General features: G+C 59.7%; 30 protein-coding genes and 1 tRNA gene. 28 read left to right on the plus strand and 3 right to left on the minus strand.

Translation table 11 applies throughout. From position 1 onward, the window contains the following. Positions 1–132: 132 nt before the first annotated feature. The 27 genes from AC1RT4_RS00870 (at position 133) to AC1RT4_RS01000 (ending at position 22,280) form a co-directional block, all read left to right on the plus strand. Complete coding sequence (locus AC1RT4_RS00870) at positions 133–477, plus strand: HNH endonuclease (RefSeq protein ID WP_493082932.1); 345 nt, start codon at positions 133–135, stop codon at positions 475–477. Positions 478–673: 196 nt separating this feature from the next. Beyond that, on the plus strand, positions 674–1,093 hold the full coding sequence (locus AC1RT4_RS00875) for a hypothetical protein (protein WP_493082934.1): 420 nt from the start codon (positions 674–676) through the stop codon (positions 1,091–1,093). 33 nt (positions 1,094–1,126) lie between these two features. Continuing rightward, positions 1,127–2,881, plus strand: a complete 1,755-nt coding sequence (locus AC1RT4_RS00880) for a terminase large subunit (RefSeq protein WP_493082936.1) — start codon at positions 1,127–1,129, stop codon at positions 2,879–2,881. Beyond that, positions 2,881–4,152, plus strand: coding sequence for a phage portal protein (locus AC1RT4_RS00885; protein WP_493082938.1), 1,272 nt, complete (start codon positions 2,881–2,883; stop codon positions 4,150–4,152). Before AC1RT4_RS00880 ends, AC1RT4_RS00885 begins: the two co-directional genes overlap by 1 nt. A gap of 18 nt (positions 4,153–4,170) precedes the next feature. Continuing rightward, a complete protein-coding gene (locus tag AC1RT4_RS00890) occupies positions 4,171–4,833 on the plus strand; it encodes an HK97 family phage prohead protease (RefSeq protein ID WP_493082940.1) in 663 nt (220 codons plus the stop codon). A 3-nt stretch (positions 4,834–4,836) separates the two neighbouring features. Beyond that, positions 4,837–6,003, plus strand: coding sequence for a phage major capsid protein (locus tag AC1RT4_RS00895; protein WP_230732627.1), 1,167 nt, complete (start codon positions 4,837–4,839; stop codon positions 6,001–6,003). A 39-nt stretch (positions 6,004–6,042) separates the two neighbouring features. Continuing rightward, complete coding sequence (locus AC1RT4_RS00900) at positions 6,043–6,243, plus strand: hypothetical protein (protein WP_493082942.1); 201 nt, start codon at positions 6,043–6,045, stop codon at positions 6,241–6,243. Then, on the plus strand, positions 6,240–6,572 hold the full coding sequence (locus AC1RT4_RS00905; protein WP_493082944.1) for a head-tail connector protein: 333 nt from the start codon (positions 6,240–6,242) through the stop codon (positions 6,570–6,572). Before AC1RT4_RS00900 ends, AC1RT4_RS00905 begins: the two co-directional genes overlap by 4 nt. Further along, entirely contained in the window at positions 6,569–6,907 is a 339-nt protein-coding gene (locus tag AC1RT4_RS00910; protein WP_493082946.1) for a phage head closure protein, read from the plus strand. The genes AC1RT4_RS00905 and AC1RT4_RS00910 overlap by 4 nt, the downstream gene beginning before the upstream one ends. After that, on the plus strand, positions 6,900–7,343 hold the full coding sequence (locus AC1RT4_RS00915) for an HK97-gp10 family putative phage morphogenesis protein (RefSeq protein ID WP_230732616.1): 444 nt from the start codon (positions 6,900–6,902) through the stop codon (positions 7,341–7,343). Before AC1RT4_RS00910 ends, AC1RT4_RS00915 begins: the two co-directional genes overlap by 8 nt. Then, on the plus strand, positions 7,343–7,708 hold the full coding sequence (locus tag AC1RT4_RS00920) for a DUF3168 domain-containing protein (protein ID WP_493082948.1): 366 nt from the start codon (positions 7,343–7,345) through the stop codon (positions 7,706–7,708). The genes AC1RT4_RS00915 and AC1RT4_RS00920 overlap by 1 nt, the downstream gene beginning before the upstream one ends. 84 nt (positions 7,709–7,792) lie before the next feature. After that, on the plus strand, positions 7,793–8,533 hold the full coding sequence (locus tag AC1RT4_RS00925) for a phage tail tube protein (protein ID WP_493082950.1): 741 nt from the start codon (positions 7,793–7,795) through the stop codon (positions 8,531–8,533). Between the two features lie 9 nt (positions 8,534–8,542). Beyond that, positions 8,543–8,902 carry a phage tail assembly chaperone family protein, TAC gene (locus tag AC1RT4_RS00930; protein WP_230732605.1) on the plus strand — a complete coding sequence of 120 codons (360 nt, stop codon included), beginning with the start codon at positions 8,543–8,545 and terminating at the stop codon, positions 8,900–8,902. A gap of 41 nt (positions 8,903–8,943) precedes the next feature. After that, positions 8,944–9,210, plus strand: coding sequence for a phage tail assembly protein T (locus AC1RT4_RS00935; RefSeq protein ID WP_493084406.1), 267 nt, complete (start codon positions 8,944–8,946; stop codon positions 9,208–9,210). Between the two features lie 3 nt (positions 9,211–9,213). Next, the gene (locus AC1RT4_RS00940; protein WP_493082952.1) at positions 9,214–12,105 is read left to right on the plus strand and encodes a phage tail tape measure protein; all 2,892 of its coding nucleotides are present in this window, start codon (positions 9,214–9,216) and stop codon (positions 12,103–12,105) included. Further along, positions 12,095–12,433 carry a phage tail protein gene (locus AC1RT4_RS00945; protein WP_493082954.1) on the plus strand — a complete coding sequence of 113 codons (339 nt, stop codon included), beginning with the start codon at positions 12,095–12,097 and terminating at the stop codon, positions 12,431–12,433. Before AC1RT4_RS00940 ends, AC1RT4_RS00945 begins: the two co-directional genes overlap by 11 nt. Positions 12,434–12,442: 9 nt before the next feature. Continuing rightward, entirely contained in the window at positions 12,443–13,192 is a 750-nt protein-coding gene (locus tag AC1RT4_RS00950) for a phage minor tail protein L (protein WP_493082956.1), read from the plus strand. Position 13,193: 1 nt separating this feature from the next. Continuing rightward, the gene (locus AC1RT4_RS00955; protein ID WP_493082958.1) at positions 13,194–13,949 is read left to right on the plus strand and encodes a C40 family peptidase; all 756 of its coding nucleotides are present in this window, start codon (positions 13,194–13,196) and stop codon (positions 13,947–13,949) included. A 32-nt stretch (positions 13,950–13,981) separates the two neighbouring features. After that, positions 13,982–14,326 carry a hypothetical protein gene (locus tag AC1RT4_RS00960; protein ID WP_493082960.1) on the plus strand — a complete coding sequence of 115 codons (345 nt, stop codon included), beginning with the start codon at positions 13,982–13,984 and terminating at the stop codon, positions 14,324–14,326. A gap of 84 nt (positions 14,327–14,410) precedes the next feature. After that, a complete protein-coding gene (locus tag AC1RT4_RS00965; RefSeq protein ID WP_493084408.1) occupies positions 14,411–14,977 on the plus strand; it encodes a tail assembly protein in 567 nt (188 codons plus the stop codon). 50 nt (positions 14,978–15,027) lie between these two features. Further along, positions 15,028–18,594, plus strand: a complete 3,567-nt coding sequence (locus AC1RT4_RS00970; protein ID WP_493082962.1) for a TipJ family phage tail tip protein — start codon at positions 15,028–15,030, stop codon at positions 18,592–18,594. 3 nt (positions 18,595–18,597) lie between these two features. Beyond that, positions 18,598–18,954, plus strand: coding sequence for a hypothetical protein (locus AC1RT4_RS00975; RefSeq protein ID WP_489104456.1), 357 nt, complete (start codon positions 18,598–18,600; stop codon positions 18,952–18,954). Beyond that, positions 18,951–19,613, plus strand: a complete 663-nt coding sequence (locus AC1RT4_RS00980) for a hypothetical protein (protein WP_493082964.1) — start codon at positions 18,951–18,953, stop codon at positions 19,611–19,613. The genes AC1RT4_RS00975 and AC1RT4_RS00980 overlap by 4 nt, the downstream gene beginning before the upstream one ends. Before the next feature lie 25 nt (positions 19,614–19,638). Next, entirely contained in the window at positions 19,639–20,862 is a 1,224-nt protein-coding gene (locus AC1RT4_RS00985) for a pyocin knob domain-containing protein (protein ID WP_493082966.1), read from the plus strand. 11 nt (positions 20,863–20,873) lie between these two features. Beyond that, complete coding sequence (locus AC1RT4_RS00990) at positions 20,874–21,287, plus strand: hypothetical protein (protein ID WP_493082968.1); 414 nt, start codon at positions 20,874–20,876, stop codon at positions 21,285–21,287. A gap of 58 nt (positions 21,288–21,345) precedes the next feature. Further along, positions 21,346–21,771: a cell wall hydrolase gene (locus tag AC1RT4_RS00995; RefSeq protein ID WP_493084410.1), complete on the plus strand. Its 426-nt coding sequence runs from the start codon at positions 21,346–21,348 to the stop codon at positions 21,769–21,771. Continuing rightward, a complete protein-coding gene (locus AC1RT4_RS01000; RefSeq protein WP_493082970.1) occupies positions 21,771–22,280 on the plus strand; it encodes a lysis system i-spanin subunit Rz in 510 nt (169 codons plus the stop codon). The genes AC1RT4_RS00995 and AC1RT4_RS01000 overlap by 1 nt, the downstream gene beginning before the upstream one ends. Here AC1RT4_RS01000 and AC1RT4_RS01005 read toward each other — a convergent pair. The 3 genes from AC1RT4_RS01005 to folD all read right to left on the minus strand — a co-directional run bounded on the left by AC1RT4_RS01005 (position 22,277) and on the right by folD (position 24,335). Further along, positions 22,277–22,621 (minus strand): hypothetical protein, encoded by a 345-nt coding sequence (locus tag AC1RT4_RS01005; RefSeq protein WP_493082972.1) that lies wholly within the window; start codon positions 22,619–22,621, stop codon positions 22,277–22,279. The genes AC1RT4_RS01000 and AC1RT4_RS01005 overlap by 4 nt on opposite strands. Before the next feature lie 302 nt (positions 22,622–22,923). Further along, complete coding sequence (locus tag AC1RT4_RS01010; protein WP_493082974.1) at positions 22,924–23,124, minus strand: hypothetical protein; 201 nt, start codon at positions 23,122–23,124, stop codon at positions 22,924–22,926. Positions 23,125–23,480: 356 nt separating this feature from the next. Beyond that, the gene (gene folD / locus AC1RT4_RS01015; protein ID WP_085608325.1) at positions 23,481–24,335 is read right to left on the minus strand and encodes a bifunctional methylenetetrahydrofolate dehydrogenase/methenyltetrahydrofolate cyclohydrolase FolD; all 855 of its coding nucleotides are present in this window, start codon (positions 24,333–24,335) and stop codon (positions 23,481–23,483) included. A 274-nt stretch (positions 24,336–24,609) separates the two neighbouring features. Between folD and AC1RT4_RS01020 the strand changes: the two genes are divergently transcribed. Further along, a tRNA-Arg gene (locus AC1RT4_RS01020) sits at positions 24,610–24,686 on the plus strand. The last annotated feature ends 41 nt before the right edge of the window (positions 24,687–24,727 follow it).

Below are 24,727 nucleotides of genomic sequence, written 5' to 3' on the forward strand. Positions count from 1 at the left end.
TGCCCGCCGAGAGCGAGCAGCCAAGTGGTTGATCGTTGCAGCTGAGCGTATCCGCCTCCTGACCGAGCGACGGATCGCGCCAGAGCAACCCAGCCAGCCCGCCAAGAGCGAGCCACCAACCGAGTAAAGCGCATGCCTGTCCGGCCGCAACGACACAAGCCAGCGGCACCAGTCACGCCCAAACATTCGACACCCGAGCAGCAGCGAGGCAACAGCAACTCCCGTGGCTACACCTACCGCTGGCAGCAGGCGAGCAAGGGCTACCTGGCCAAGCATCCGCTCTGCGTCCACTGCCAGCAGGAAGGGAGAGTGGGAGCCGCGACCGAGGTTGACCACATCGTCCCGCACCGAGGCGACATGGTTCTGTTCTGGGATCGGACCAACTGGCAAGGGCTTTGCCGCCCGCACCACAGCAGGAAGACGGCCACGGAGGACGGTGGTTTCGGCAACGCCAGGGGTGGTCGTGATCGGTTATGAGGCACGTCAACCGCGTGCTTCGGGTTGGTTGAAGCACGTCAACATCCCTGATGTGGCACGTCACAGCCCCAAGGGGTGGGTCAGAAGTCTGGGCCTTTTTGCTTCCCGACCGCGCCCGAATGTTTTATTCGCGCCGTCAGTTGAGAAAAACCGTTTTTTAGCACCTGCGGAGAGCCCGCAAATACCGAGAGCGACCATGGCGAACCCACGCAAACCTGCCCAACTGAAGGCGGTTGCTGGTACGGACCGCAAGGATCGCGACGTTCCCCTGGAAGTTGAGTTGCCCCTGGTCGACGTCGCACCCGATGCGCCGGACTGGTTACCCAATGCACACGCCGTGAAAGAGTGGAACCGACTGGTTCCAATCCTGATGGCCAACAAATTACTGACCGATGCAGCGCTGAGCCCGCTGGCCCACATGTGTGCGCTGCACGGAAAAATTGTTCAGCTTTACGCCGCTGGCGAGGCGCCGACCGCGAGTATGTCCGGCACGCTTCGTAATCTTCAAAACGATTTCGGCCTGACACCGGTTGCCCAAGGCAAGGTCAGGGCAGGCCCTGAGGATCAAAAGGGCAATGCGTTTGCCGGCAATGGCCGCAAAGCTGGAGGCAAATAACCGAATCACCTGGATTGCCAGTCTGGAGTATGGATGCGTGATTTCGTACAGATCGCGATCGATTACGCCAAGGCTGCGATCGCAGACAAGAAGCGCAAAAGGCACGGCAAGCTGATCAGGCAAGCAGCCCAGCGCTTCATTGATGACCTGAAGAGGGCAAAGAAAAAGGATTGTCCGTTCATCTTTGATGACTGGCATGCCAATGACCCGTGCGACTTCATCGAAAAGCTTCATCACGTCGAGGGCAAATGGGAAAAACCCACCATCGACATGCATGCGTCGCACATTTTCTTCGTCGTGCAACTGTTCGGCTTTCGCAAGCGCGAAGCTGTTTACACCCAGGGTTGGGGTGATGACGGGATGTTCCATCCGCGCCGCTTCACCTCGGCGCTTTTCGCCGTTGCGCGGAAGAACGCGAAAAGCACACTGTCGTCGGCGATCCTGCTGTATTGCGAGTGCTGCGAGCCGGAAGAGGGGGCGCAGATTGTCAGCGCTGCCACCACGTTCGGCCAGGCAGCAATCATCTTCAACGCTGCTAAGCGGATGGTGGAGAAGAACGCCGACCTGCGTGCCTATTTCGGGTTGCAAGTGTGGGCCAAATCGATCAGCCGGATTGAAACCGGTGCCAGCTTCAAGCCGATTCACGCGAAGGCTTCAACACAGGACGGTCTGAACCCGTCGCATGTTGGTCTCGACGAGATCCACGCACACAAAACTGCTGACCTGTTGAACGTCCTGCAGTCTGCCGCCGGCGCCCGGGGCAATCCACTGTGGTTGTTTACTACCACCGAGGGATACACGAACCCAGGGCCGTGGGCAGAAATTCGGATGTTCGCGAAGAAGTTGCTGTCCGGGTTGTTCGGCACGACAGCCGATCACTATCTGGTGGTGTTCTACGCCGTCGACGACGAGGACAAAAACCTCGGTATCAAGGCCGATGACGAGTTCGACGAGAGCTGTTGGATCAAAGCCAACCCGTTGATGGATGTGAACCCGCATTTGATGGCGGCGATTCGTAAAGAGGCGGTCGAGGCGAAGCAGATGCCATCCAAGATGGCTGAGTTTCGCATCAAGCGCTTGAACCGTCCTGCTTCGACCGCAGACGGTTGGGTTGATCTCAACAAGTGGCAGCGCTGCAATGGTGAGATCGACCTTGATTGGCTTTCACAGTACCCATGCTGGGGCGGTCTGGACCTTGCTTCGACAACTGACCTCACATCGTTTCGATTGGTGTGGGATGTCGACGACGTGCTCTACACCTACGGCTGGCGCTGGGCGCCAGAGAGTTCCGTTGCATTTCGAACCGAGCGCGGCACTGTTCCGTACGCATCGTGGGTCGAATCCGGCCTGCTCAAACAGACCGAGGGTGATGTAACCGATTACGCCGTGATCGAAGCGGACGTAAAATCGGTCTGCGCGCGTTTCAACGTGCAGGCGATCGCCTACGACAAATGGAACGCCAGTGACCTGGTCAACCGTCTGGTGGCAGCCGAGCTGCCGATGATTGAATTCATTCAGGGGCCGAAGTCCTACCACCCGGCCATGCAGGTCCTGGAGCGCGCTTACATTGCGGGTGCTTTTGCTCACGGTGGCGACATGATCCTCAACTGGTGCGCATCGAATCTGATCGCCAGACGGGACGACAACATGAATATGGCGCCCGACAAGAAACGCTCCGCCGACAAGATCGACGATATGACCGCACTCCTTATGGCGATAGGTGTAGCGGGTGCCCACGTGGACACCGTGAACCTTGATGACTTCCTCAATCGACCAATGAGCATGTAATGGCAGATACCGACTACAGCATCGACCTGCGCACTCGCAGTCCATTCTGGGCGCGCCTGGCGAGCTTTTTCGTCGGAGGACGGCTGACATCGCCCAACCAGGGATCTCAAACCGGCCCTGTGTCGGCTTCAGGCACGGTGGGCGATTCAGTCGTCAACGACGAGCGTTCGCTCCAGATCTCCACGGTCTTCGCCTGCGTTCGCCTTATTTCCAGCGTGTCGGCATGCCTGCCGCTGGACGTCTTCGAGACTAAAGGCGATGACCGATCGAAAGTAGGTTTGGATAACCCGTTGGCGCGCCTGCTGCGCTACGCCCCCAACCAATTTATGACCGCGTTCGACTTCCGCGTAGCGATGACCATGCAGCTCTGCTACTACGGCAATGCTTATGCGCTGATCGACCGGAACGGTGTGGGCGACATCATCAGCTTGGTACCGCTGATGTCGGTGAATATGGACGTGAGGCTTGAGGGTAAGCGGATCGTTTATCGATACCGCAGGGATAGCGAGTACGCCGACTTCAAACAATCCGAGATTTTCCACCTCAAAGGGTTCGGATTTAACGGTCTGGTGGGGCTTTCACCTATCGCGTTTGCGGCGAAAACAGCGGGTGTAGCTGTTGCAATGGAAGATCAACAGCGTGATTTCTACGCGAATGGTGCCAAGTCTCCCCAGATCCTCATGACGGGTGAAGGAAAGACACTGAGCAAGGTCCAGCGTGATCAGGTAGAGGCAAACTTCAAGGAAATTGCCGGCGGACCGGTCAAAAAACGGCTTTGGATCTTGGAGGCTGGGTTCACCACCCAGGCGATCGGGGTTAGCCCGCAGGACGCCGAAACGATGGCAGCCCGCAAGTTTCAGGTTGGCGAATTGGCGCGGTTCTTCGGCGTTCCACCGCATCTGGTCGGGGATGTTGAAAAAACCACCAGTTGGGGATCAGGAATCGAGCAGCAAAACATTGGGTTCCTTCAATACACGCTCGATCCCTACCTGAAAATCTGGGAGGGCTGCATCCAGCGGTGGCTAGTGAAACCAGCGGATGTCGGACGGATACATGCCGAGCACAATCTCGACGGATTGTTGCGCGGCGACTCGGCGGCGAGGGCGACTTTCATGGGGATTATGGCCGACAAAGGCCTTAGAACCCGTGACGAACTCAGGCGTTTGGACAATATGCCCTCAGTGCCTGGTGGCAATGTCGCGACATGTCAGTCGCAGAACGTACCCCTTACCCAACTTGGACAAACGAACCCCGCACCCAGCGGGGTTTAGTTTTTCTGGAGCTAACCAATGTCCAATATTCAGAAGACCTTGGCCTTCGACCAGGTCGAGATCAAGTTCGACTCATCCGGAAAGACCGGAACATTCGAAGGTTATGCCAGCGTGTTTGGTGTGGTCGACAGTGACGGCGACATCATCTTGCCGGGCGCCTTCAAAAAGGCGCTGGCCACGCAAAGTCGACAGGTCGGCATGTTCTTCAATCACCGAACCTGGGAGCTTCCTGTCGGTAAGTGGCTGAACCTAGAAGAAGACAGCAAAGGGCTTCTCACCCGAGGCGAACTGACGCCGGGACTGTCGGTTTCGACGGATCTACGGGCCGCTATGGAACACAAAACGGTCGAAGGAATGTCGGTCGGGTTCACCGTCTTCAAAGACGATTTCGATCTGATCGACACCGGTCGCGCCTTCAAGAATGTGCAGGCTCTTCGCGAAATCAGCATCTGCACCTTTCCTGCCAATGAGCAGGCGACCATCGAATCCATGAAAAGCCTGGAATCGATCACCACCATTCGCGACGTCGAGCATTGGCTGAGGGATTCGGCCGGTCTTTCGAAGTCGCAAGCACTGGGCCTCATTGCCCGGTTCAAGTCCGCAGTTCGGAGCGATTCCGAAGGTGGCGAAATTAACGCGCTCATCGAGCGCATCAAGTCCTTCCCATCTGTAGGAAACTGAACCATGTCCGAATTGGCCCAAATCCAAAAGGCAATCGAAGACGCGCAGAAGAACATGACCGAACTGTTCGATGCGCAAAAGAAAGAGATCACCAGCACCGGTGAAATCAGCAAAAAACTGCAGGGTGATCTGCAAACCGTTCAGGAAGAACTGAAAACCGCAGGTACTCGCCTGTTTGACCTGGAATCGAAGCTGGCTGGTGGCGGTCTGGATAATCCGGAAGCCAAGAAATCGTTCGCCGAACGTGCTGCCGAAGATCTGAAGAAGAACTGGAACGGTTCAACTTCCGGCAAGGTCGACGTCAAGAGCTTCAGCAAGGCGCTCGGCTCCGGCAGCACCTCGGCAGGCGCACTGGTTCAACCACAGCAGAACCCGGGTATTCTGATGCCGGGCCTGCGTCGCCTGACCATCCGCGACTTGCTTGCTCAGGGGCGGACCTCTTCGAACGCCATCGAGTACGTGCGCGAAAACGTGTTCACCAACAGCGCAGCGCCGGTAGCCGAGGGTGCGCTGAAGCCAGAATCGCAACTGACCTTCACCAAGGAAACTGCAAACGTCAAAACCATTGCCCACTGGATCCAGGCTTCGCGCCAGATCATGGACGATGCGCCGATGCTCGAGTCCTACGTGAATGGTCGTTTGCTGTTTGGCCTGGATCTGGTTGAAGAAGGTCAACTGCTCAATGGCGACGGTACCGGTGACAACCTGATCGGCTTGAACAAGGTTGCGACCGCTTACGACACCGCTCTCAACGCCACCGGTGACACCCGTGCCGATCAAATCGCGCACGCCATCTTCCAGACCAGCGAATCTGAGTTCGAGGCTTCCGGCCTGATCCTCAATCCGCGCGACTGGCATGCCATCGCACTGCTGAAAGATGCTGATGGGCGTTACATCTTCGGTGGCCCAGCGGCTTTCGCGGCTAAGGTGATGTGGGGGCTGCCAGTGGTTGCGACCAAGGCACAAGCCCAAGGCACTTTCACCGTGGGCGGCTTCGACCTGGCCTCGCAGATTTGGGATCGGATGGATGCAACCATCGAGATCAGCAACCAGGACCGCGACAACTTCGTGAAAAACATGCTGACCATCCTCTGCGAGGAGCGTCTGGCGGTTACCCATTACCGTCCGACCGCGATCATCAAGGGCGCTTTCACCGTACCAACTCCATAACCACAGGGCCGGGGCAGGAAACTGCCCCGGAAGATTGCTATGACCAGAATTCGCGCATTGCGGCAGTTCTCGCACTACCACGCGGGCAACTTTGATCAGTTCGAAGTGCGAGATGTGGCGGACGAATATGCCGAGGCCTTGATAGGAATGGATCTCGCTGAAGAAGTTGAGGCGGATACCGATCAAACGCCACCGACGCAGACAACCACAAGCTCTAAAAAGTCGGGTGCAAAAAAATGACTGTCTCCGTTTCCGATCTGCTTTCAATTGAGCTGATGCGGAAGCACCTGCGCGTTGATTTCGAGGACGAGGATGACCTGATCACGCTCTACGCGGAATCTGCGTTGGCTTGGGCGCTCTGGTATTGCGACAACGACAAGCTCCTTGAGGTCGGTGATTTTCCTGCCTCTTTCAAGGCCGCGCTGCTGTTGCTCCTTGGGCATTCATTCGCGAATCGGGAGGCGGTAGAGATCGGCGTCAAGGGCGAAAAGCTGCCTCTTGGGGTTGAGTCTTTGTTGTGGTCGTCCCGCAACTTCTCAGGTCCTGAACCAGTCGAGACAACGCCATGAGAGCAGGTCGCTTGCGGCATCGAATCGACTTTGAAGAAAAGGCCGTTGTGCAAGATCCGAACAATGGAGAAATGATCCCGGGTTGGCGGCCAGTTCGCGAAAGGGTGCCGGCTGACTTCGAGCCGTTGAGCTCCAAAGATTTGTTCGCCGCGCAGGCGGCGCAGTCTCAGGCCACGGTCAGGTTTGTGATTCGTCATTGGGCTGGGCTGCTGCCAACCATGCGGATCGTACATCGCGGGAAGGTGTACAGCATCGAGGGCGAGCCTCTGCCTGATCGGGAATCCGGTTTGGAGTACCTCACGATCCTAACCAAGACGGGAGTGAACGATGGGTGACTATGTCCGGTTCAATCTCAAGGGCGCAGACGAGTTGTCCGCCAGGTTCAAAGGATTGACCGAGGAAATTCGCCGCAAGGTGGTGTTGCCGGCGGCAAAGGACGCGATGGACATCGTCCTGCTCGATGCGAAAGACCGAGCGGCGCGGATCGATGACCCGGAAACCGCGAATTTCATCCCGGCGAACCTCGCCATGATCGAGCGCAAGGCGATCGGCGAGGAAGTCGGTGCCGTGGTCATCTCTGTGGGCGTGCGCATGCGCAAGCGCGGCCAGAAGGGCGGTAACACGTTCTACTGGTGGTGGGTTGAACTGGGCACCGAGAAGAACCGGGCAAAACCGTTTCTCCGACCAGCCCTGGCCAACAACCGCGAGGCGCTGTTCAAGGAATTCCTCAGCTCGGCGAAGTACCAGCTGATCAAGTTGGGGGTGAACTGATGACTGCACCCATTTTCACGGTGTGCGCCGCCGCGCCGGCGGTCACGGCCCTGCTCGGCACTGGGCCGACGCGACTGTACCCGCATGGCGAGGCGCCGGAAGGCACAACCAAGCCATACGCGGTCTGGCAAGTTGTCAGCGGATCGCCGATCAACTACGTCAACGGTGTGCCAGATACTGATCGCTACGGGCTGCAGGTGGATGTGTACGCCGATACGGCGTCAGCAGCATCGTCTGTTGTGACGGCAATGCGCAACGCGATCGCGCAGCATGCCTACATCACCGGTTTTGGCGTCGACGGCAAGGACAAGGACACGCACAACTACCGCAAAGGCTTCGACGTCGCCTGGCTTGTGAGCCAGTAGGCGGAACCTGAAAGAACGACCCGCTTCGGCGGGTTTTTTTATGCCCGCTCACAAGTGATTTCGAAGGAAATCGGGGAGTTTAAATTGACCATCAAGACCCAAGGCACGGACCTCTATGCCATCGACCCAGCCAACAACACGTTGTTGGTGGTTGGCTGCTTCACCTCCCTGGACGGGATTGACACCAGCATTGCGCAGATCGAAACCACCTGCATGAACTCCAGCGCCCGGGAATATGAGGCCGGTCTGGCTGAGCCTGGCTCGGCCTCCTTCGGCCTGAACATCGACCCGCAATCGCCGGCGCACGTTCGCCTTCACCAGCTGAAGACAGCTGGCACCAAGCTGCTGTGGGCAATCGGCTGGTCTGACGGCCGAGTTCTGAACAGCAACGGCGAATTGGTGGGCATTCCACCAACCATCAGCCAGCCAGGCTCGGTGACGGCGCTGGCGGTCACCAATCCAGGTAGCGGCTATACCACGGCCCCGACTGTCGCACTGACTGGCGGTGGCGGTACCGGTGCGACCGCTACCGCAACTGTTTCTGGCGGCGAGCTCACCGGGCTGACCATCACCAACCCTGGCAGCGGTTACACCTCGCCTCCGACCGTGGCGTTCACTGGCGGCGCTGGCACCGGTGCTACGGCAAGCGCGGTGATCGACGCCGGTGTCGACTTCAACCTGCCGGCGACCCGCACCTGGATCACCTTCGAGGGCTACATGAACAGCTTCCCGTTCAGCTTCGCGCTGAACGACGTTGTGAAGTCCACCGTCGGCATCCAGGTGTCCGGCGATCCGGTGTTCGTCCCGAAAGTCATCACCCCATAAGGAAGCCCCATGGATCTCAGCATTAAAGCACTGACGGCGGCCGGCGCATTTGTCGCGCCGCCGGTGAAGAAGGACATCACATGGCACGCCGGTGGCAAAGTTCAGAAGGCCTCGATCTACGTTCGGCAGGAGTCGTTCGTTGAGCTGACCGAAGGCTGGAAGAACGAAGGGCAGGGTGCCGATCGGCTGGCGGCACGCATCGCCTCCAACATCCTGAAGAAGGACGGCACGCCAGTGTTCACTGTCGAGGACGTTCTCGGTTCCGAATCGTCCGGACACGGCCCGCTGTCGGCCGAGCTGACCATTGTGCTGCTCAACGCCATTTCCGAGGCCAACGGTGCGGTGAAGGAAGATCAGCCAAAAAAATAGGGCCCGCCGAAGAGTTCTGGCATGAGCTGGCGCTCAACGGCATCGGCGGGCGCACGGTCGCCGAAGCGCAGGCCAACCTCAGCTACAACGAGGCGCTTTCGTGGATGGCTTATCGCGAGCAAAACGGCACGCTGAATCTGGGCCTGAAGATCGAGCGGGGTTTTGCCCTGCTCGCCACCATTCTCAACAACCTGCACGGCGGCAAGGCTACGTTCGACGACTTTCTGCCGAAGCGTGGCGAGGTGGTGGAAGAGGCGGAAGCCTCTGCGCAGGATCTGTTCAGGCTGCTGCAGTCGGTCAAGAGGTGATTTATGGCGGTTGATTCACTTGGCCAACTGACGGTCGATCTGGTGGCCAACACCGGCGGCTTTGAAAAGGGTATGGACCGTGCCCAGCGTGCGCTGAAGTCGGCCACCAAGGAAGCGGCCTATCAGGCTGGCCAGCTCGACAAGTTGGTTGGCCAGATTGACCCGGTGATCGGGGCCTACGGCCGCCTCGACAAAATGGAAGAGCAGTTGCGCAAACACCGCGCAGCCGGTCGGCTCGACAATGCCGACTTCACCCTGTACCTCAACAAGCTGAAGGAACAGCGCGACGCGGTCGAGAAGGTTGACCGGGTCATGGCCAAGAATGGCCAGACCGCCAAGCAGTACGCAAACAACCTGCGCGGAGTTCCGGCCCAGTTCACCGATATCGCCGTGTCGTTGCAGGCCGGTCAGAATCCGCTGACGGTTTTCCTGCAGCAGGGCGGCCAGCTCAAGGACATGTTCGGCGGCGTGGTGCCGGCGGCAAAAGCCCTTGGCGGTTACGTGCTGGGTCTGGTGAATCCGTTCACGGTCGCGGCGGCAGCGGCGGCGGTGCTGGCCCTGGCTTACAAGCAGGGTTCCGACGAAGCCACCGCGTTCAATACGTCGCTGGCGATGACGGGCAACACGGCCGGCACCACTGCGAACGGTTTGGCGTCGATGGCGCGTCAGGTTTCGGGTGTAAGTGGCACGGTCGGCAAAGCGTCCGAGGTACTTGCGCTGCTGGCGTCGACTACCCGGATTCCGGTCGCGGCTTTTGAATCTATCGCCGAGGCCGCCATCAAGTTCGAATCGGCGACCGGGATTGCGGCCGGTACAACGGTCGAGAACTTCAAGAAGATCGCCAAGGACCCGGTCGCGGAGATTCTGAAACTCAACGAGTCGATGAACTTCCTGACCGCGACCACGTACGAAAACATCAAGTCGTTGCAGGAACAGGGTAGGACTCAGGAAGCGGCCGCGCTGGCGACCGCCACCTATGAGGACGGTCTCAATCGGACATCCACGTCCATCAAGCAGAACCTCGGCTACCTCGAAGCGAGCTGGGGTGCAGTCAAGAGCGCCGCCAAGGGCGCGTGGGATGCTGCGCTGAACGTTGGGCGAGAAGAAACCCTCGACCAGCAGATCGCCAAGCTCGACGAGCAACTGAATGCGATCGCCGAGAACGCAGCCTCGCGCAACAAGCGCAACGCCAGAGGAAAGCCGGCGGATCCGTTCGGCAATCTGACACCCGATGACAGCTTCCGCACGGAAGCGCTCGAGCGGGAGAAAACCGAAAAACTGTTGCTCAAGTCCGAGCAGGATCGTCGGGCCGCCGCAAAAGGGTACGCTCAGCAGCAGCAACAGGCCGCGCTGGATGACCAGCTCAAACTGGACAAACTCCGCAAGGAAACCGAGAGCAATTCGGTAAAGCGTGAGCGTGAACTGGCTGATTATCGGTTGCTGGTGGAGCGTCGGGTTACCCAGGCCAAAGCCAAAGGTGACAACTCGCTGCTGATCTCTGCGGATCAGCAGGCGAAAGACATCGCCGCCATCAACGAGAAATACAAGGATCCGAAGGCCGCCAAGACGCCGAAGTACCAGGAAAACGCCGGTATCAAGGCGCTGGATCAGGCGAAACAGCAATACGCCGTCCTTCAGCAGCAGAGCGCACTGATCGGCGACCAGTCGGCGGCGAGCCAGACCCTTGGCACGAACGCGAAAAAACTGGTCGAGTGGGAGCAGCAGCTCGCCGACATCAAGGGCAAGAAAACCCTGACTGCCGAACAGCAGTCGCTGCTGGCCAACCAGGAGCTGATCACCGCCCAGCTCAAGCGTAACGCGGCACTCGAAACCGAGAACACGCTGCGCGAGAAAGGGCTGGAAACCCGCCGCAAGCTGGCGGCGTTCGACGAGAACCTGAAAAGCCAGCTCGCCAGCGCACAGCAGGGCCTGGACAACAACCTGGCCGGGATCGGCCTGGGCGACGAGCAACGCAAGCGTCTGCAGGAACAGCGCAACATCCAGCTGTCGTATCAGTCGCAACTCGACAAGCTCACCTCCGACTACAACAAGAGCAACAAGGACCAGTTCAGCACCGAGCTGTACGACAAGGAAACCCAGGCGCTGCGGTCGGCGCTCGACCAGCGCCTGGCCATGCAGGCGAAGTACTACGAGGACGAAGACGCAGCCCGCAGCGACTGGCAGCTGGGTTCGTCGTCGGCCTTCGACAATTACCTGCAACAGGCTCGGGATGTAGCCGGGCAGGCGAAGTCGGCCTTCACGTCGCTGTATGACGGTCTGACAGATGCCGCTGTGGATTGGGCGTTTGGTACTGACAAAACATTCGGCGATGTCGCAAAAAGCTTTGCGCGGATGATGGCAAAAATGGCCTTTCAGTCGGCCGCCTCGAATGTGTTTTCCAGCATTGCCGGGAGCGCGATCGGTGCGGCCTTCGGGAGCGGCGGAGGCGCAGCGGCATCGGCAGGGAGCACCGCCGCCGGCTACTCAGCTGACGTCCTATCCAACTGGAAAGGCTTCGACGATGGTGGCTACACCGGCCCGGGCGGTAAATACGAACCGGCCGGCATCGTGCACGGCGGGGAAGTGGTCATCCGCAAGGAAGTGGTGGATCAGCCGGGGATGAAGGAATACCTGACGCGGCTGAACAAGCGCGGTTATGCGGACGGCGGTTATGTAGGCCTTTCTGGCGGTTCGTCGTCAGCACCGGCCGCGACTGGGCAGATCGTTATCAATCAGTCGTTTCAGGTGCAGAACGCTGGCGAGGGAACTTCACAGCATGACTCGCAGGCGCTTGGCCAGGCTTATGCCGATGTTGCAAGGCGCGGTGCCCAGCAGGAAATCGCCAAAGAAACCCAGCCCGGCGGGCAGATCTGGAGGCTTGTAAATGGCCGTTGAGACATTCACCTGGTGCCCGCTGGTGTCCCCCACCAGCGCACCGGAGTACCGGAACCGAACCTCGAAGTTCGGAAACGGGTATGAGCAGACCGTTGGCGATGGTCCGAACAATAGAGAGGACGAGTGGCCACTTACTTTCGTTGTAAAGGAAGCTGTAGCGCGTCAGATCAAGGACTTTCTTGATCGACACGCTGGTAACAAATCGTTCTTCTGGACACCTCCCCTTGGTGAGCTCTCGTTCTTCCGGGCGACCGCCCCGTCCGTCACGCCTCTCGGCGCCGGGATGTACTCCCTCGCTACAACATTCACGCAATCGTTTCTTCCATAAGGGGCAATCATGCCGCTGATCAGTGACATCCAGGTGCTTGAGCCTGGCAGCGAAGTGCTGCTCTTTGAATTGGACGGCACGGACTACGGCGCGGATGTTCTGCGCTTCCACGGGCATTCAATCCCGTACACGGCGGCCGAGTTGATCGCCGCCGGTGCCAATGCCGATCAGTTGCTCGCGAAGGCGATCTACTGGCAGGGTAATGAGTACGGCGCCTGGCCAATGCAGATCGACGGCATCGAGGCGAACGGCGACGGCACCGCGGTGCGGCCCACGCTGTCGATCGGTAACGTCAACGGTCGAATCACTGCGCTCTGTCTGGCGTTCGAGGATCTGCTCGAGTTCAAGCTGACGATGCGCCACACGCTGGGCACGTACCTGGACGCGGCGAACTTCCCGGCCGGCAACCCAACGGCAGATCCGACCCAGGAGACGATCGAGGTCTGGTACATCGACCAGAAAACGAACGAGGACGGGGAGAATGTCAGTTGGGAGTTGGCCAGCCCGGGCGACGTCGGTAACGAGTCAATCGGCCGGCAGGCCACGACCCTGTGCCACTGGTGCCTTACCGGCGGCTACCGAGGACCGAACTGCGGCTACACCGGCCCGTACGTGACCAAGGACGGCGTCGTTACTGACAACCCTGAGCTTGACGAGTGTGACGCCACGCTGGGCAAGGGGTGCATTCCACGCTTCGGCGAGGGCAACCCCTTGCCGTTCGGTGGCTTCCCGGCCGTTTCGCTGATCGCACGGAGCTGACATGCGCAAACACATTTTGACCGCGATCCAGGCGCACGCGTCGGCCGAGTACCCGAAAGAGTGCTGCGGGCTGCTGATTGCCGTGGGCCGCAAACAGCAGTACTACCCGTGCCGCAACGTCTCGACCGAGCCGAACGAGGAATTTCGAATCGACCCGGAGGAATACGCGGCGGCCGAAGACATCGGCGAAGTGATCGGCGTAGTGCATTCGCATCCGGACGCCACCAGCAGGCCGTCACCGCGCGACCTGGCCATGTGCGAGGCAACAGCCATGCCCTGGCACATCCTGAGCTGGCCCGAGGGTGACTTGCGTACCGTCATGCCGTCTGGCGAGGTGCCGCTGCTCAAGCGGCCATTCGTGCACGGCGCCTGGGACTGCTGGCAAGTCTGTGCTGACTGGTACAAGCGCGAATGGGGGTTGGAGTTCGAAGCCTTCAAACGCGCCGATGGTTGGTGGGAGAGCAAGGACAACACCAGCCTTTACGAAGCGAACTACGAGGCCGCCGGCTTCTACCGCGTCGACCAGCCGCAGCGCGGCGACATGATCGTGATGGAAGTGGGGCGCACGGTTTACCCGAACCACGCAGGGATCTTCCTCGGCGTCGATCCGGTACTGCCTGGGGAGGATGCCGCGACGTTCGGCCCCGGCCCGTTCCTGTTGCACCACCTCTATGGCAGGCCGTCCGAGGTCATTGTTTTCGGTGGCCCGTGGCTCGAGCGAACGCGTTTGGTGCTGCGCCACAAGGATGCACGGTGATATCGTGGGCCATTTCCACAGGAGTGACCTGCATGAAATTGATAGTAGGAGCGCTGGCGTTGGCGCTGTTGGCGGGGTGTTCATCGCCCGGCGATATCAAAAAGAACGATCCAACCATTACCGCTTCGACGAATAAGTCGGCGAAGAAGTACGCTCTTTGCGTCTTCCCTCGCTGGCAGGATCAGCGCTCAACTTCCACTATGTCCGAAACAGAGAATGGTTATCGCCTTGTAGTGGCCACCGACATGATGACTGATGAGGTGCTTGAAGTGATCAGCACTGGCGCGGGCAGCAAAGTCTCCCTATATCAGCGTATGCCATGGTCGAAGATGTGGGGCCGCGGCGAGCTTGAGGCTGCCGTACGCGAATGCCTGTGACAAATTCAAATTTATAGAACCGCCAGTTGGCGGTTTTTTTTCGTCAGGAGAAAACCCGTGGCGGCAACAGCAAACTTGAATTCGATGACAACTATTTTGTTGTCGGGGCCTTTGGCAAAGATTTTCGGGCGGGTGCATTACCGAGAGCTGGGAAGCAAGTCCGTTGGTGAAGCATTCAAGGCCTTGAAGTGCACAATCGATGGATTTGAAGATGCGATCAGAAATCTAGACCGCCGAGGCATGCGATTCGCGATTTTCCGAAATCGACAGAATGTCGGCGAGAAAGACTTTGCCTTGGGTGGTACGCAAGAAATCCGCATTGTCCCAGTTATCTCTGGCAGCAAGCGTGCTGGTGTTCTTCAAACCATTATCGGGGTAGTGCTGATCGCTGCCTCATTTTTTGCCGGTGGTGCTGGTCCAAGTCTGTTTTCAGCTGGTGTTGGTTTGACTATCGGCGGTGTGGTGCAGCTCCTAAGCCCTCAAGCGAATGGCCTAAAGCAAAGCGCATCCCCCGAGAACGCACCGTCCTACGCCTTCGGCAGCGCCAAGAACACCACGGCCAGCGGCAACCCGGTACCGATCTGCATCGGCGAACGCCGGTGGGGCGGGATGATCATCTCGGCCTCGATCCTGGCCGAAGACAAAGTGTAAGCAGCACACCAACCGCCCGTGAGGCGGTTTTTTTATGCCTGGAGGAAAGCATGGGCGCAGCGGAACAGATCGAGATCTACGGCGAGAAGGGCGGCAGCAGCAAGCCGAAGTCGCCGGTTGAAGCCAGCGACAGCCTGCGCTCGACCAACCTGGCAAAGCTGCTGATCGCCGTGGGCGAGGGTGAGTTCGACGCTGTACCGACCGAGTACGACATCTACCTGGACAACACGCCGATCCGCGATGCCAGCGGCAACTACAACTTCCCGGGCGTGAAGTGGGACTGGCGCCCGGGTTCCGTGGATCAGACCTACATCCCGGGCATCCCGTCCGTTGAGAACGAGACGTCGCTGAACATCGAGCTGCGCAGTGATGCGCCGTGGGTGCGCTCGATCACCAACACCCAGTTGTCGGCCGTGCGTATGCGTCTGGCATGGCCAGCGCTTCAACGTTCGGATGACCAGGGCAACATCGGCGGTTATCGGATCGAATATGCCATCGACGTAGCCACCGATGGCGGCGCCTATCAGCAGGTGCTGGTGGACGCGGTCGACGGCAAAACCACCACGCGCTACGAGCGATCGCGCCGCATCGATCTACCGGACGCCACCACGGGCTGGCAGATCCGCGTGCGCCGCCTGACGCCGAACCAGAACAGCAACAAGATCGCCGACACCATGCTGGTGGCCGGTTACACCGAGGTGATCGACGCCAAACTGCGCTACCCGAACACCGCTTTGCTCTACATCGAATTCGACGCCGAGCAGTTCACCAACATCCCGGCCGTAACCGTGAAGTGCAAGGCCAGGCGCTGGATGGTGCCGAGCAACTACGACCCGATCCTGCGGACCTACACCGGGACGTGGGATGGCTCGATGAAGTCGGCCTGGACCAACAACCCGGCGTGGATCACCTACGGGATCTGCACTGAAGAGCGTTTCGGCCTGGGCAAGCGCATCAAGCCGTTCATGGTCGACAAATGGGAGCTGTACCGGATCGCCCAGTATTGCGACCAGTTGGTGCCGAACGGGCTCGGCGGCCAGGAACCGCGCTTCCTTTGCGACATGAATCTGCAGGGCAAGGCTGATGCCTGGTCGCTGCTGCGCGACATCTCGGCGATTTACCGGGGCATGACCTACTGGGCTCAGGGCCAGTTGGTGATGCAGGCCGACATGCCGCGCGCGCAGGACTTCGACTATGTCTTCACCCGGGCCAACGTCATAGACGGGAAGTTCTCGTACGGCAGTGCCTCGGCGAAAACCCGATACACCCGGGCCCTGGTCAGCTACGACAACCCGGCCAACAACTACGACACAGACGTCATTCCTTTCGCCGACCTGGACCTGCAGCGCCGCTACGGCGACCGGCCGACCGAGCTCAGCGCCATTGGCTGCACCCGCGCCTCCGAGGCCCAGCGCCGTGGCAAGTGGGCGATCCTGAGCAACAATCAGGACCGCACCGTGTCGTTCAAGACCGGCATGGAGGGCGTCATTCCGCTGCCCGGCCACATCATCCCAGTGGCGGACTCGTTGCTGGCGGGCCGTGAAGTTGGCGGCCGGATCTCGGCGGTAGCGGGGCGGGTCATCACGCTCGATCGGGATACCCAGGCCAAGGCCGGTGATCGGCTGATCATCAACCTGCCCGGCGGGCGTGCTGAAGGTCGCACCGTGCAGAGCGTCAATGGCCGCGCCGTCACTGTAACGGTCGCCTACAGCGAGCCGCCGGTGGTGCAGCTGCAATGGGCGCTCGATGCCGATGACTTGGCAATCCCGCTGTATCGCGTCCTGCGAACCAAGCGCACGACCGAGGGCGACTACGAAATCAGCGCCTTGCAGTTCGAACCGAGCAAGTTCGCGCACATCGACACCGGCGCACGCCTGGAAGAGCGGCCGATCAGCGTTATTCCGATCACCGTGGTGCCGCCGCCGGCTAGCGTCACCCTGGCGTCGACGTCGTCGGTGGTGCAGGGACTGGCCGTGGCCACCATGACCATCAGTTGGCCCGCCGTGGACGGCGCAGTCGGCTATGACGTGGAGTGGCGCAAAGACAGCGGCAACTGGATCAAGGTGCAGCGCACCGGGATGACCAACGTGGACGTGGTCGGTATTTACGCCGGCGCCTACGTGGCTCGCGTTCGCGCGGTGAGCGCGTACGACATCACTTCGACCTGGCGCAACTCGATCCTGACCAATCTCAGCGGTAAGCAGGGGCTGCCGCCGGCGCTGAGCTTCCTGACGGCTACGCCACTGCTGTTCGGCATCTACCTGAAATGGGGTTTCCCGGCTGGCGCGGAGGACAGCCAGCGTACTGAAATCTGGTGCGGACCGACCACCAGTCTGGAGGCCGCCACGAAACTGACCGACCTTGCGTACCCGCAAAGCGATTTTTCGATGCTGGGTCTGAAGGCTGGCGTCACCTTCTACTTCTGGGGCCGGATCGTCGACAAGATCGGCAACATCGGCCCGTGGTTTCCCATCGGTACGGGTGTGCAAGGGCAGTCGAGTGCGGACGCGGCGGCGATTCTCGAAATGATCGCCGGTGAGATCGGCCGCACTGAGCTTGGCCAGGACATCCTCGACGAAATCGACAAGATCCCCGGCCTGCAGGCGCAGATCGATGCGCTCGACGGCCTGAAGGGTTACGACCCGGATGCCACCTACGAAGAGTACGACCTGGTGGTGGTCGGCAAGCGAATCTATCAGGCGACCGGTCCGGTACCGATCAACATGCCGCCGCCGAACCCAGCGTACTGGCTGGACGTAGGCCAAACCGTGGAGACGGCAAATGGCCTGGCCCAACAGGTTGCGACCAACACCGCCGAGATCACCGAGCTCGACGGCGTGGTCACGGCGCAGGCGACAGCCTTCCAAGCGCTGCGCGCTTCTTCGCGGGACGATAACGGGGAGGGCGATCTCGCGGATGCGCTGAAGGGTTGGAGTAGCACGGCCGCCATTGCCACAGAGGAAAAAGTTCGGGCTTCGGATAATGAAGCGCTCGCCCAGCGCACCACCACGCTTGACGCCAAGGTTGGCGAAAACGCGGCCAACATCACGACGCTCGATCTGGTCGTGGCAACCAACCAGCAGGCTACCGCGCAGTCGATCACCCAGCTGACGACGAAAGTCGGCGAGCAACAAACGGCGATTGAGCAGAACACGTCGATCGTCAATGACGTGAACGGGAAAATCTCTGCGAGCTGGTCTGTGAAGATGCAATACAACTCCGGCACAGGGCAGTACATCGCTGCCGGGATCGGCCTTGGCATTGAAAACGGCCCGGCCGGATTGCAAAGCCAGTTCCTTGTCAGTGCCGACCGGTTCGCCATCGTCAACTCGATTGCAGGCGGCGCGGTGTCGGTGCCGTTCGCGGTTCAAGGTGGCCAGGTGTTCATGAACTCGGCGTTCATCGCCGATGGCACGATCACCAACGCCAAGATTGGCAGCTATATCAGCTCCACCAACTACATCGCCGGCCAGCAAGGCTGGATTCTCAATAAAGACGGAACGCTGGAGATCAACGGCATCGTCCCAGGTCAGGGTCGGTTGGTGATCAACTCGCTGAACGTCTCGGTTTACGACGCGAACAATGTGTTGCGCGTCCGTCTCGGGTACCTGGGGTGATCAATGGCTTCATTTGGCTTGCGTGTGTTTGATGAGAGCGGTCAGCTCGCCATGGACACCAACAGCTTCACCTACCAGGTGTTGTGGCAGGGCGTTCTCGATTTCAGCGTTCCGACGGCCAGTTACACGTTGAACATTCCGGGGTTCAACCCGGCGAACTGCGTGTTCATGATCATCCCGACGCGCGCACAGGACGTGCAGACGTCGGAAACGGATGGCCAGGCCAACAGCAAGTCCTACCCATACGTCACTGTGTCGGTCGGGCAGGTTGTGGTCCGGTTCCGAAATCCATCAGCGAGCGCTACTGACATCGGCACAAGCGTCGTGGCAAAGGGATACGCAATCAGGTACGGAACATGAGCTATGGATTTCAGAGCATCAATGACAACTCCTTTGTTCAAATCGACTCCGAGGCGCCCAGGCTCTGCGTCCTCACCAAGGGGACGTACTCCGGCAACGGAACCGCCTCGGGGGCATTCGCTCGGGCGGTAACGAGTCAGGACCCGCCAATGGTCTTTATCCGTCCGAACCAGACGGGATCGATTCAGGTGCCGATATCGGTCTGGTTCACCGGCGGGCCGGGAAATTGGACTGGTTTCTCAATGGCCGCTTCAGTTGTCGACGGGACTTTGAGCGGGTCCTACTTCGTCGCTGCCTGGGCATCTATGGGGACGGCCGCATACGGCATGCGCCTTTGGGGGCCTGACGGTGCGCTTGTCTACGACAGCGGCGCCCCGGCCGTGCTGGTGACGTTTGCGGCTGGCAACTGGACATACCTCGGTATGGAACAGCTGGGCGTCAGTCGCCGCTACATCTGGGGCATAGGCAAAAGCCTCGGCGCCGGTGAGTACGTATCGCTGAACCCGTTCACGATGAACTGCCAGTCCGCAGGGTCTGGCGGTGGTTGCGCCCTTGGCGTCGACTACGCTGGCGGCCGAATCCTGATGTACAGCCTCGCGTTCACCGCCTGGACTGACCAAGGCCACCGGCCATTTCTCTGCGCCAAATTGCTGGCCTGATCTCAAACCATTCTGGAGATAATCGATGCCCTGGTACAAAACCGGGACGGTTTCTGTCGTCCAAAATTCAAACGCGGTTATCGGTACTGGCACGGCTTTCATTTCGAATGCCCGGGTTGGTGATGCCTTTCGTGGGCCAGACGGTGGTTGGTATGAGGTGATCAACATCGCCAGCGATACCGCGATGTCGATCGCGCCGATCTACCTGGGCGCAACCAACGCCGCCGGCGCCTACGCTTTGGCGCCGATGCAGGGCTACGTCAAGGACTCGGCCGACGCGCTCAGGGCGCTGGTCAATCAGTACGGTGCCAAGCTGGCCGCGCTGGGCACGACCGGCAACTACGACACGCTTCCGCTTAGCAAAGGCGGCACCGGGGCGACGACGCAGGCAGCTGCGCAAACTGCTCTGGGGCTGGTGCCAACATCCAGTCGTCTCGACACCACAGCGGGTCGCATGACGAAGGTCGGCGACTACGGACGTAACGGCGGGGCGAACATCGTTCAAGCCGCAAGCGTCGATGCAAACGCACTCCCAGTGCCAGCCAGCTATGTTTTCAACGGTGGCGGTATCAACGTGCCGGAGTCGGCTTACCTTGACGTGATCAACCACGCGGCTGCCGGTTATTCCAAGCAGTTTGCGACTGGCCTGCTCACCGACAACTGTTACACCCGCGTCCAGAATAATGGGAATTTCGGGGCTTGGCGCCAGTTCGTTACCCGGCCGATCGGCGGCGCAATAGCGGTAGCCGAAGGCGGCACGGGCGGCACCACGCAGGCCACGGCCCGAACTGGGCTCGGGCTCAAGTCAGCGGCGGTGGCAGATATTGTGGGTCCGGTCAGTCAAGCGGCGGGCGTGCCGACCGGTGCCGTGATGAGCTATTCCATCGACACCACCACCGGCGACAGGAAAACGCTGTACGCCAATGGGCAGATGACTTTTGACGGCACCCGGCAGGCGAACGTGGCGGTGGGCCCCGGAGCATTTATTGCACCAGCGATTGCCCGCCCGGCGGAATTTGTAGGAAACGTATCGTCGTCCAGCGACCTTGCGTTTTTCACTGGCGGATCCGCAACCGGGAACCAGCTTTATGCAACACGCCAGTCGCTGACATCTTCGACCAACCTGTATTTGGGGGCGTTCATCAACATGGGCCGCTCTCCAGCGACAGAGACCCCAAACCTTGCGCTGGGCTCCACGACAGCACAGAGCTATCTGTTCTGGTTTTCGTCCGTCGGCCGCTGGTTCTAATCGAGGTTCATATGCCATACGCAGCAACCAACCAGATCAGCACGGCACCCATTGAGGGCGGCATCGAGATCACCGAAGAACAATACGCCGAGGCCGTGGCCAGCATCGAGGCCGGCAATTTCCTGTTCGTCTCCGTAGATGGCGGCGTGTTCAGTACCAGTCCGGCGCCGCAGCCGCCTGAAAGCCAGACTCCCGAAGAGCAGGCGCACTGGGACCGACTCAGCGAAATCGCGGGCGAGGACGCCTGGCGCACCGCCGAGGTGGCGTTCATCACCGATCAGCTCATTGCGCTTGAGGACGGCGACCCATCGGCCATGCCCGGAACGGTTCAGCAATGGCGCGAGTACCGCACCGCCGTTCGAGGCTGGAAGGACGGAGCACCGGGATTCCCGGAACCATCGGCCAGGCCATCCCGCCCGGCGTAATCAGCTGAACCACGTCAACCCGCCGTCGAGCGGGTATTTTTTTGCCTGGAGAAAAGTGATGCCTGTAACCGAGAAAGACCGCGACGTCCTTGCTCGCACCCTGTGGGGCGAGGCGCGCGGCGAGAGTCTGGCCGGAAAGATTGCCGTGGCCTGGACGATTCGCAACCGCGTGTTCGACGGCAAGACCAATTCATGGTGGGGGGAGGGCTACGCCGGTGTGTGCCAGAAGCCGTACCAGTTCAGTTGCTGGAACAAGGGTGACCCGAACTATCCATTCCTGAGTGGCGCGCGTGAGATCCCGTTCCGCGAGCTGGCGCAGTGCCGGATCGCTGCCGACCAGGTGATCGACGGCAAGGTGCCGGATCCGACCGGCGGCGCCACGCACTACTACGCGCTCAGCATGAAGACGGCGCCCGGCTGGGCGGCGAAGGCCAAGAAGACCCTGAAGCTGGGCGGACACGTCTTTTTCAAGGATGTGCCGTGATGGTCGTACCGTGGCGAGTTATCGGCGCGGTGGTGCTGGCGCTCGCCGGCGCTGCCTTGGCTTGGCAGGTGCAGGACTGGCGCTACGAAGGGCATCTGGCGGAGCAGGCCCGGCTTCACGCCGAAACCCTCAATCAGCTGACCATGGCAGCCGTCGCCGCGCAGCAGGCCGAGCAGGACAAGCGGCTGGCGCTCGAGCAGCGGCTGGCGGCCATTGACAAAACCCACTCCGAGAAAATGACCAATGCCCAAAAAGACCAGGCTCTTCTGCGCGATCGCCTTGCCACTTCTGATCTGCGGCTGTCAGTCCTCATCGATGCGGGTTCAGCCGGTGGCTGTTCAGTGCCTGCCACCGCCGGCCCCGGCGGCGTGGATCATGCAACCATACGCGCCCAACTTGACCCAGCGCATGCTCAACGAATTGTCGCCATCACCGACGAAGGTGATCGGGGATTGATTGCTTTGCAGGCGTGCCAGGCCTACGTCAGGACTTTGTCTCTCAGCCGCTAGATGCTTGTCTTTGTCTGGGGTGTCAGCCCTTCAAGCATTCCGCGAAGGGTGGCCGCTTCCTTCTTGTGCGCGTTTGCCGACGTGCGAAGGCTGGACATTTCTCGGCGGAGCAATGCCGTCTCTGCCGCTTTTTCACGCAGTGTCGCCATATATCCGTCCCGCTGCTGGACGGCTTCGGCGTGCATCTCGACCAGCTTGAATATCCGCTCCCGTTCTTCGCGGAGCTGACGGTTCAGCTCCTCGAATTCATTTTCGTAGAGCGCGAGCTGATGCCGGCAGGTTTCGAGCGGCGTCGGGCAGCCGAGCCAGTCGTCGGTTTCTTCTACATAGATGGGATCCACGGGAGTGCCTTGCTGTGTACTGTTTGGATATACAGTAATCGAGGCGCGACAGGCGGGCGAGGGTGAGGCGACGAGCTGTAGGATTTGGGATTGGTGTGTGTCGGCAGAACGCCGTAGGAGTGCAAAGCACTGTAGGAAAATACAGCTCTAAGTTGTTGATTCTTATAGGGGGTAATGGCGATTTTTTACCTTGCGATTTCTGATTGGTTTCCCTTTTATATCAGTAGCTTACGTTAATTCCGAAGTCACCTTGACATGGTGGTGCTCAAGGTGACCAAAAAAGTGAAGCTATGGCTCCTTGATCAGCGAGTAATTCGGCGTATCAGGCCGTCAAATTTTGCCTGTGCGACGTAGAACTCATCCCGAACAGAAAGCCACACGGCTAGATCTTTCTCTGTGTGCGAGGGATTTGATTCGAGCCGCTCCCAATGGGCGCAATGCCGATCGAAGGCTGCGTTCGCCTTTTCCCGGGCCTGGTCAAGAAAAACAGAATTTGTTTGCATGGGTAAGATTCCTTAGCGGTTTGCACCGGTTGTGAATCTCTCAGCGACAGTGGCTGGGAGCGACAGCATCTCGTACCAATTTTTGTACCACAGGACGTGTTTTACAGCAGATTGATGGGTGCCTCAGGGTAGGCAACCCCCAATAAACATTGGGTGTTGCCACTCAGCAAACCATAGCAAAACCCAAAAATAATAGTAGGAGTATGGTTGAAGAACTGTCGATGGTTGTCCGCAAGGCATGAAAAAGTCGTGAAAAGCCCTGTAAAAATAGGGGTTTCCGGCGAACGGTAAAGGTTTTTTCGAGGGCATGAAAAACCCCGCACAGGGCGGGGTTCTCGGAGTACGGAAAACGCGACTCAGGCGTGCAGGGTTTCTGCGGCGTAGAGGGTGTTTTCCAGCAGGCAGGCCCGGGTCATCGGACCCACGCCGCCCGGGACGGGAGTGATCCAGCCAGCGCGGGGCAGGGCGGTTTCGTACACGACATCACCGACCAGTTTGCCGTCGTCCTGACGGTTGATGCCGACGTCAATCACGATCGCGCCTTCCTTGATCCACTCGCCCTTTACCAGGCCCGGCTTGCCGGCGGCCACGACCACCAGATCGGCGCGGCCGACGTGGCCGGCCAGATCCTTGGTGAAGCGGTGGGTGACGGTCACGGTGCAACCGGCCAGCAACAGCTCCATTGCCATCGGGCGACCGACGATGTTGGATGCGCCAACAACGACTGCGTCCATCCCGTACAGATCGGCACCGGTGCTTTCCAGCAGGGTCATGATGCCCTTCGGGGTGCACGGGCGCAGCAGCGGAATGCGCTGGGCCAGGCGGCCGACGTTATAAGGATGGAAACCGTCGACGTCCTTGTCCGGGCGGATGCGTTCCAGCAGTTTGGAGGCGTCCAGGTGCTCCGGCAGAGGAAGCTGAAGCAGAACGCCGTCGATTGCCGGGTCGTCGTTCAGTCGATCGATCAGATCGGTCAGTGCTTCCTGAGTGGTTTCGGAAGGCAGGTCGTAGGCTTGAGAGAGGAAGCCGACCTCTTCACAGTCTTTACGCTTGTGCGAGACATAAACCTGAGAGGCAGGATCGCTGCCGACCAGGATCACCGCGAGGCCGGGAGTGCGCAAGCCTTGCTCGCGACGTTCGGCTACCCGTTGGGCGATCTGCTGGCGCAGGCTGGCGGCGATTGATTTGCCGTCGATTAGTTGTGCAGTCATTGCGCGTGATTAACCATCGAGAGGGGAAAAAAAGAGAACGCATTCTCGCATGTCAAACGGTGAGGGCAAAGGCGCTTGGTCAGCAAATTCCCCTAAGCCCTTTAATTAAATGAATTTTTTTCAAAAAGGATTTGACGACCTTCGGGGCGCTCTATACTATTCGTCGCACTTGTCGGGCACAGCCTAGCACTGGTTAAGAAGGTCGAACGAAATTACGGTTTCGAACGACTGGAAAGCACTTAGTTTGTAGTCCTCCAAGGGTACAGCTAACAAGGCGCCCGTAGCTCAGCTGGATAGAGCATCCGCCTTCTAAGCGGATGGTCGCAGGTTCGAGTCCTGCCGGGTGCGCCATTAGGCAGCATTGGCACAAGTAACGCGATATGGTGGGCGTA

This window comes from Pseudomonas sp. GW821-FHT11D10 (assembly GCF_058808435.1).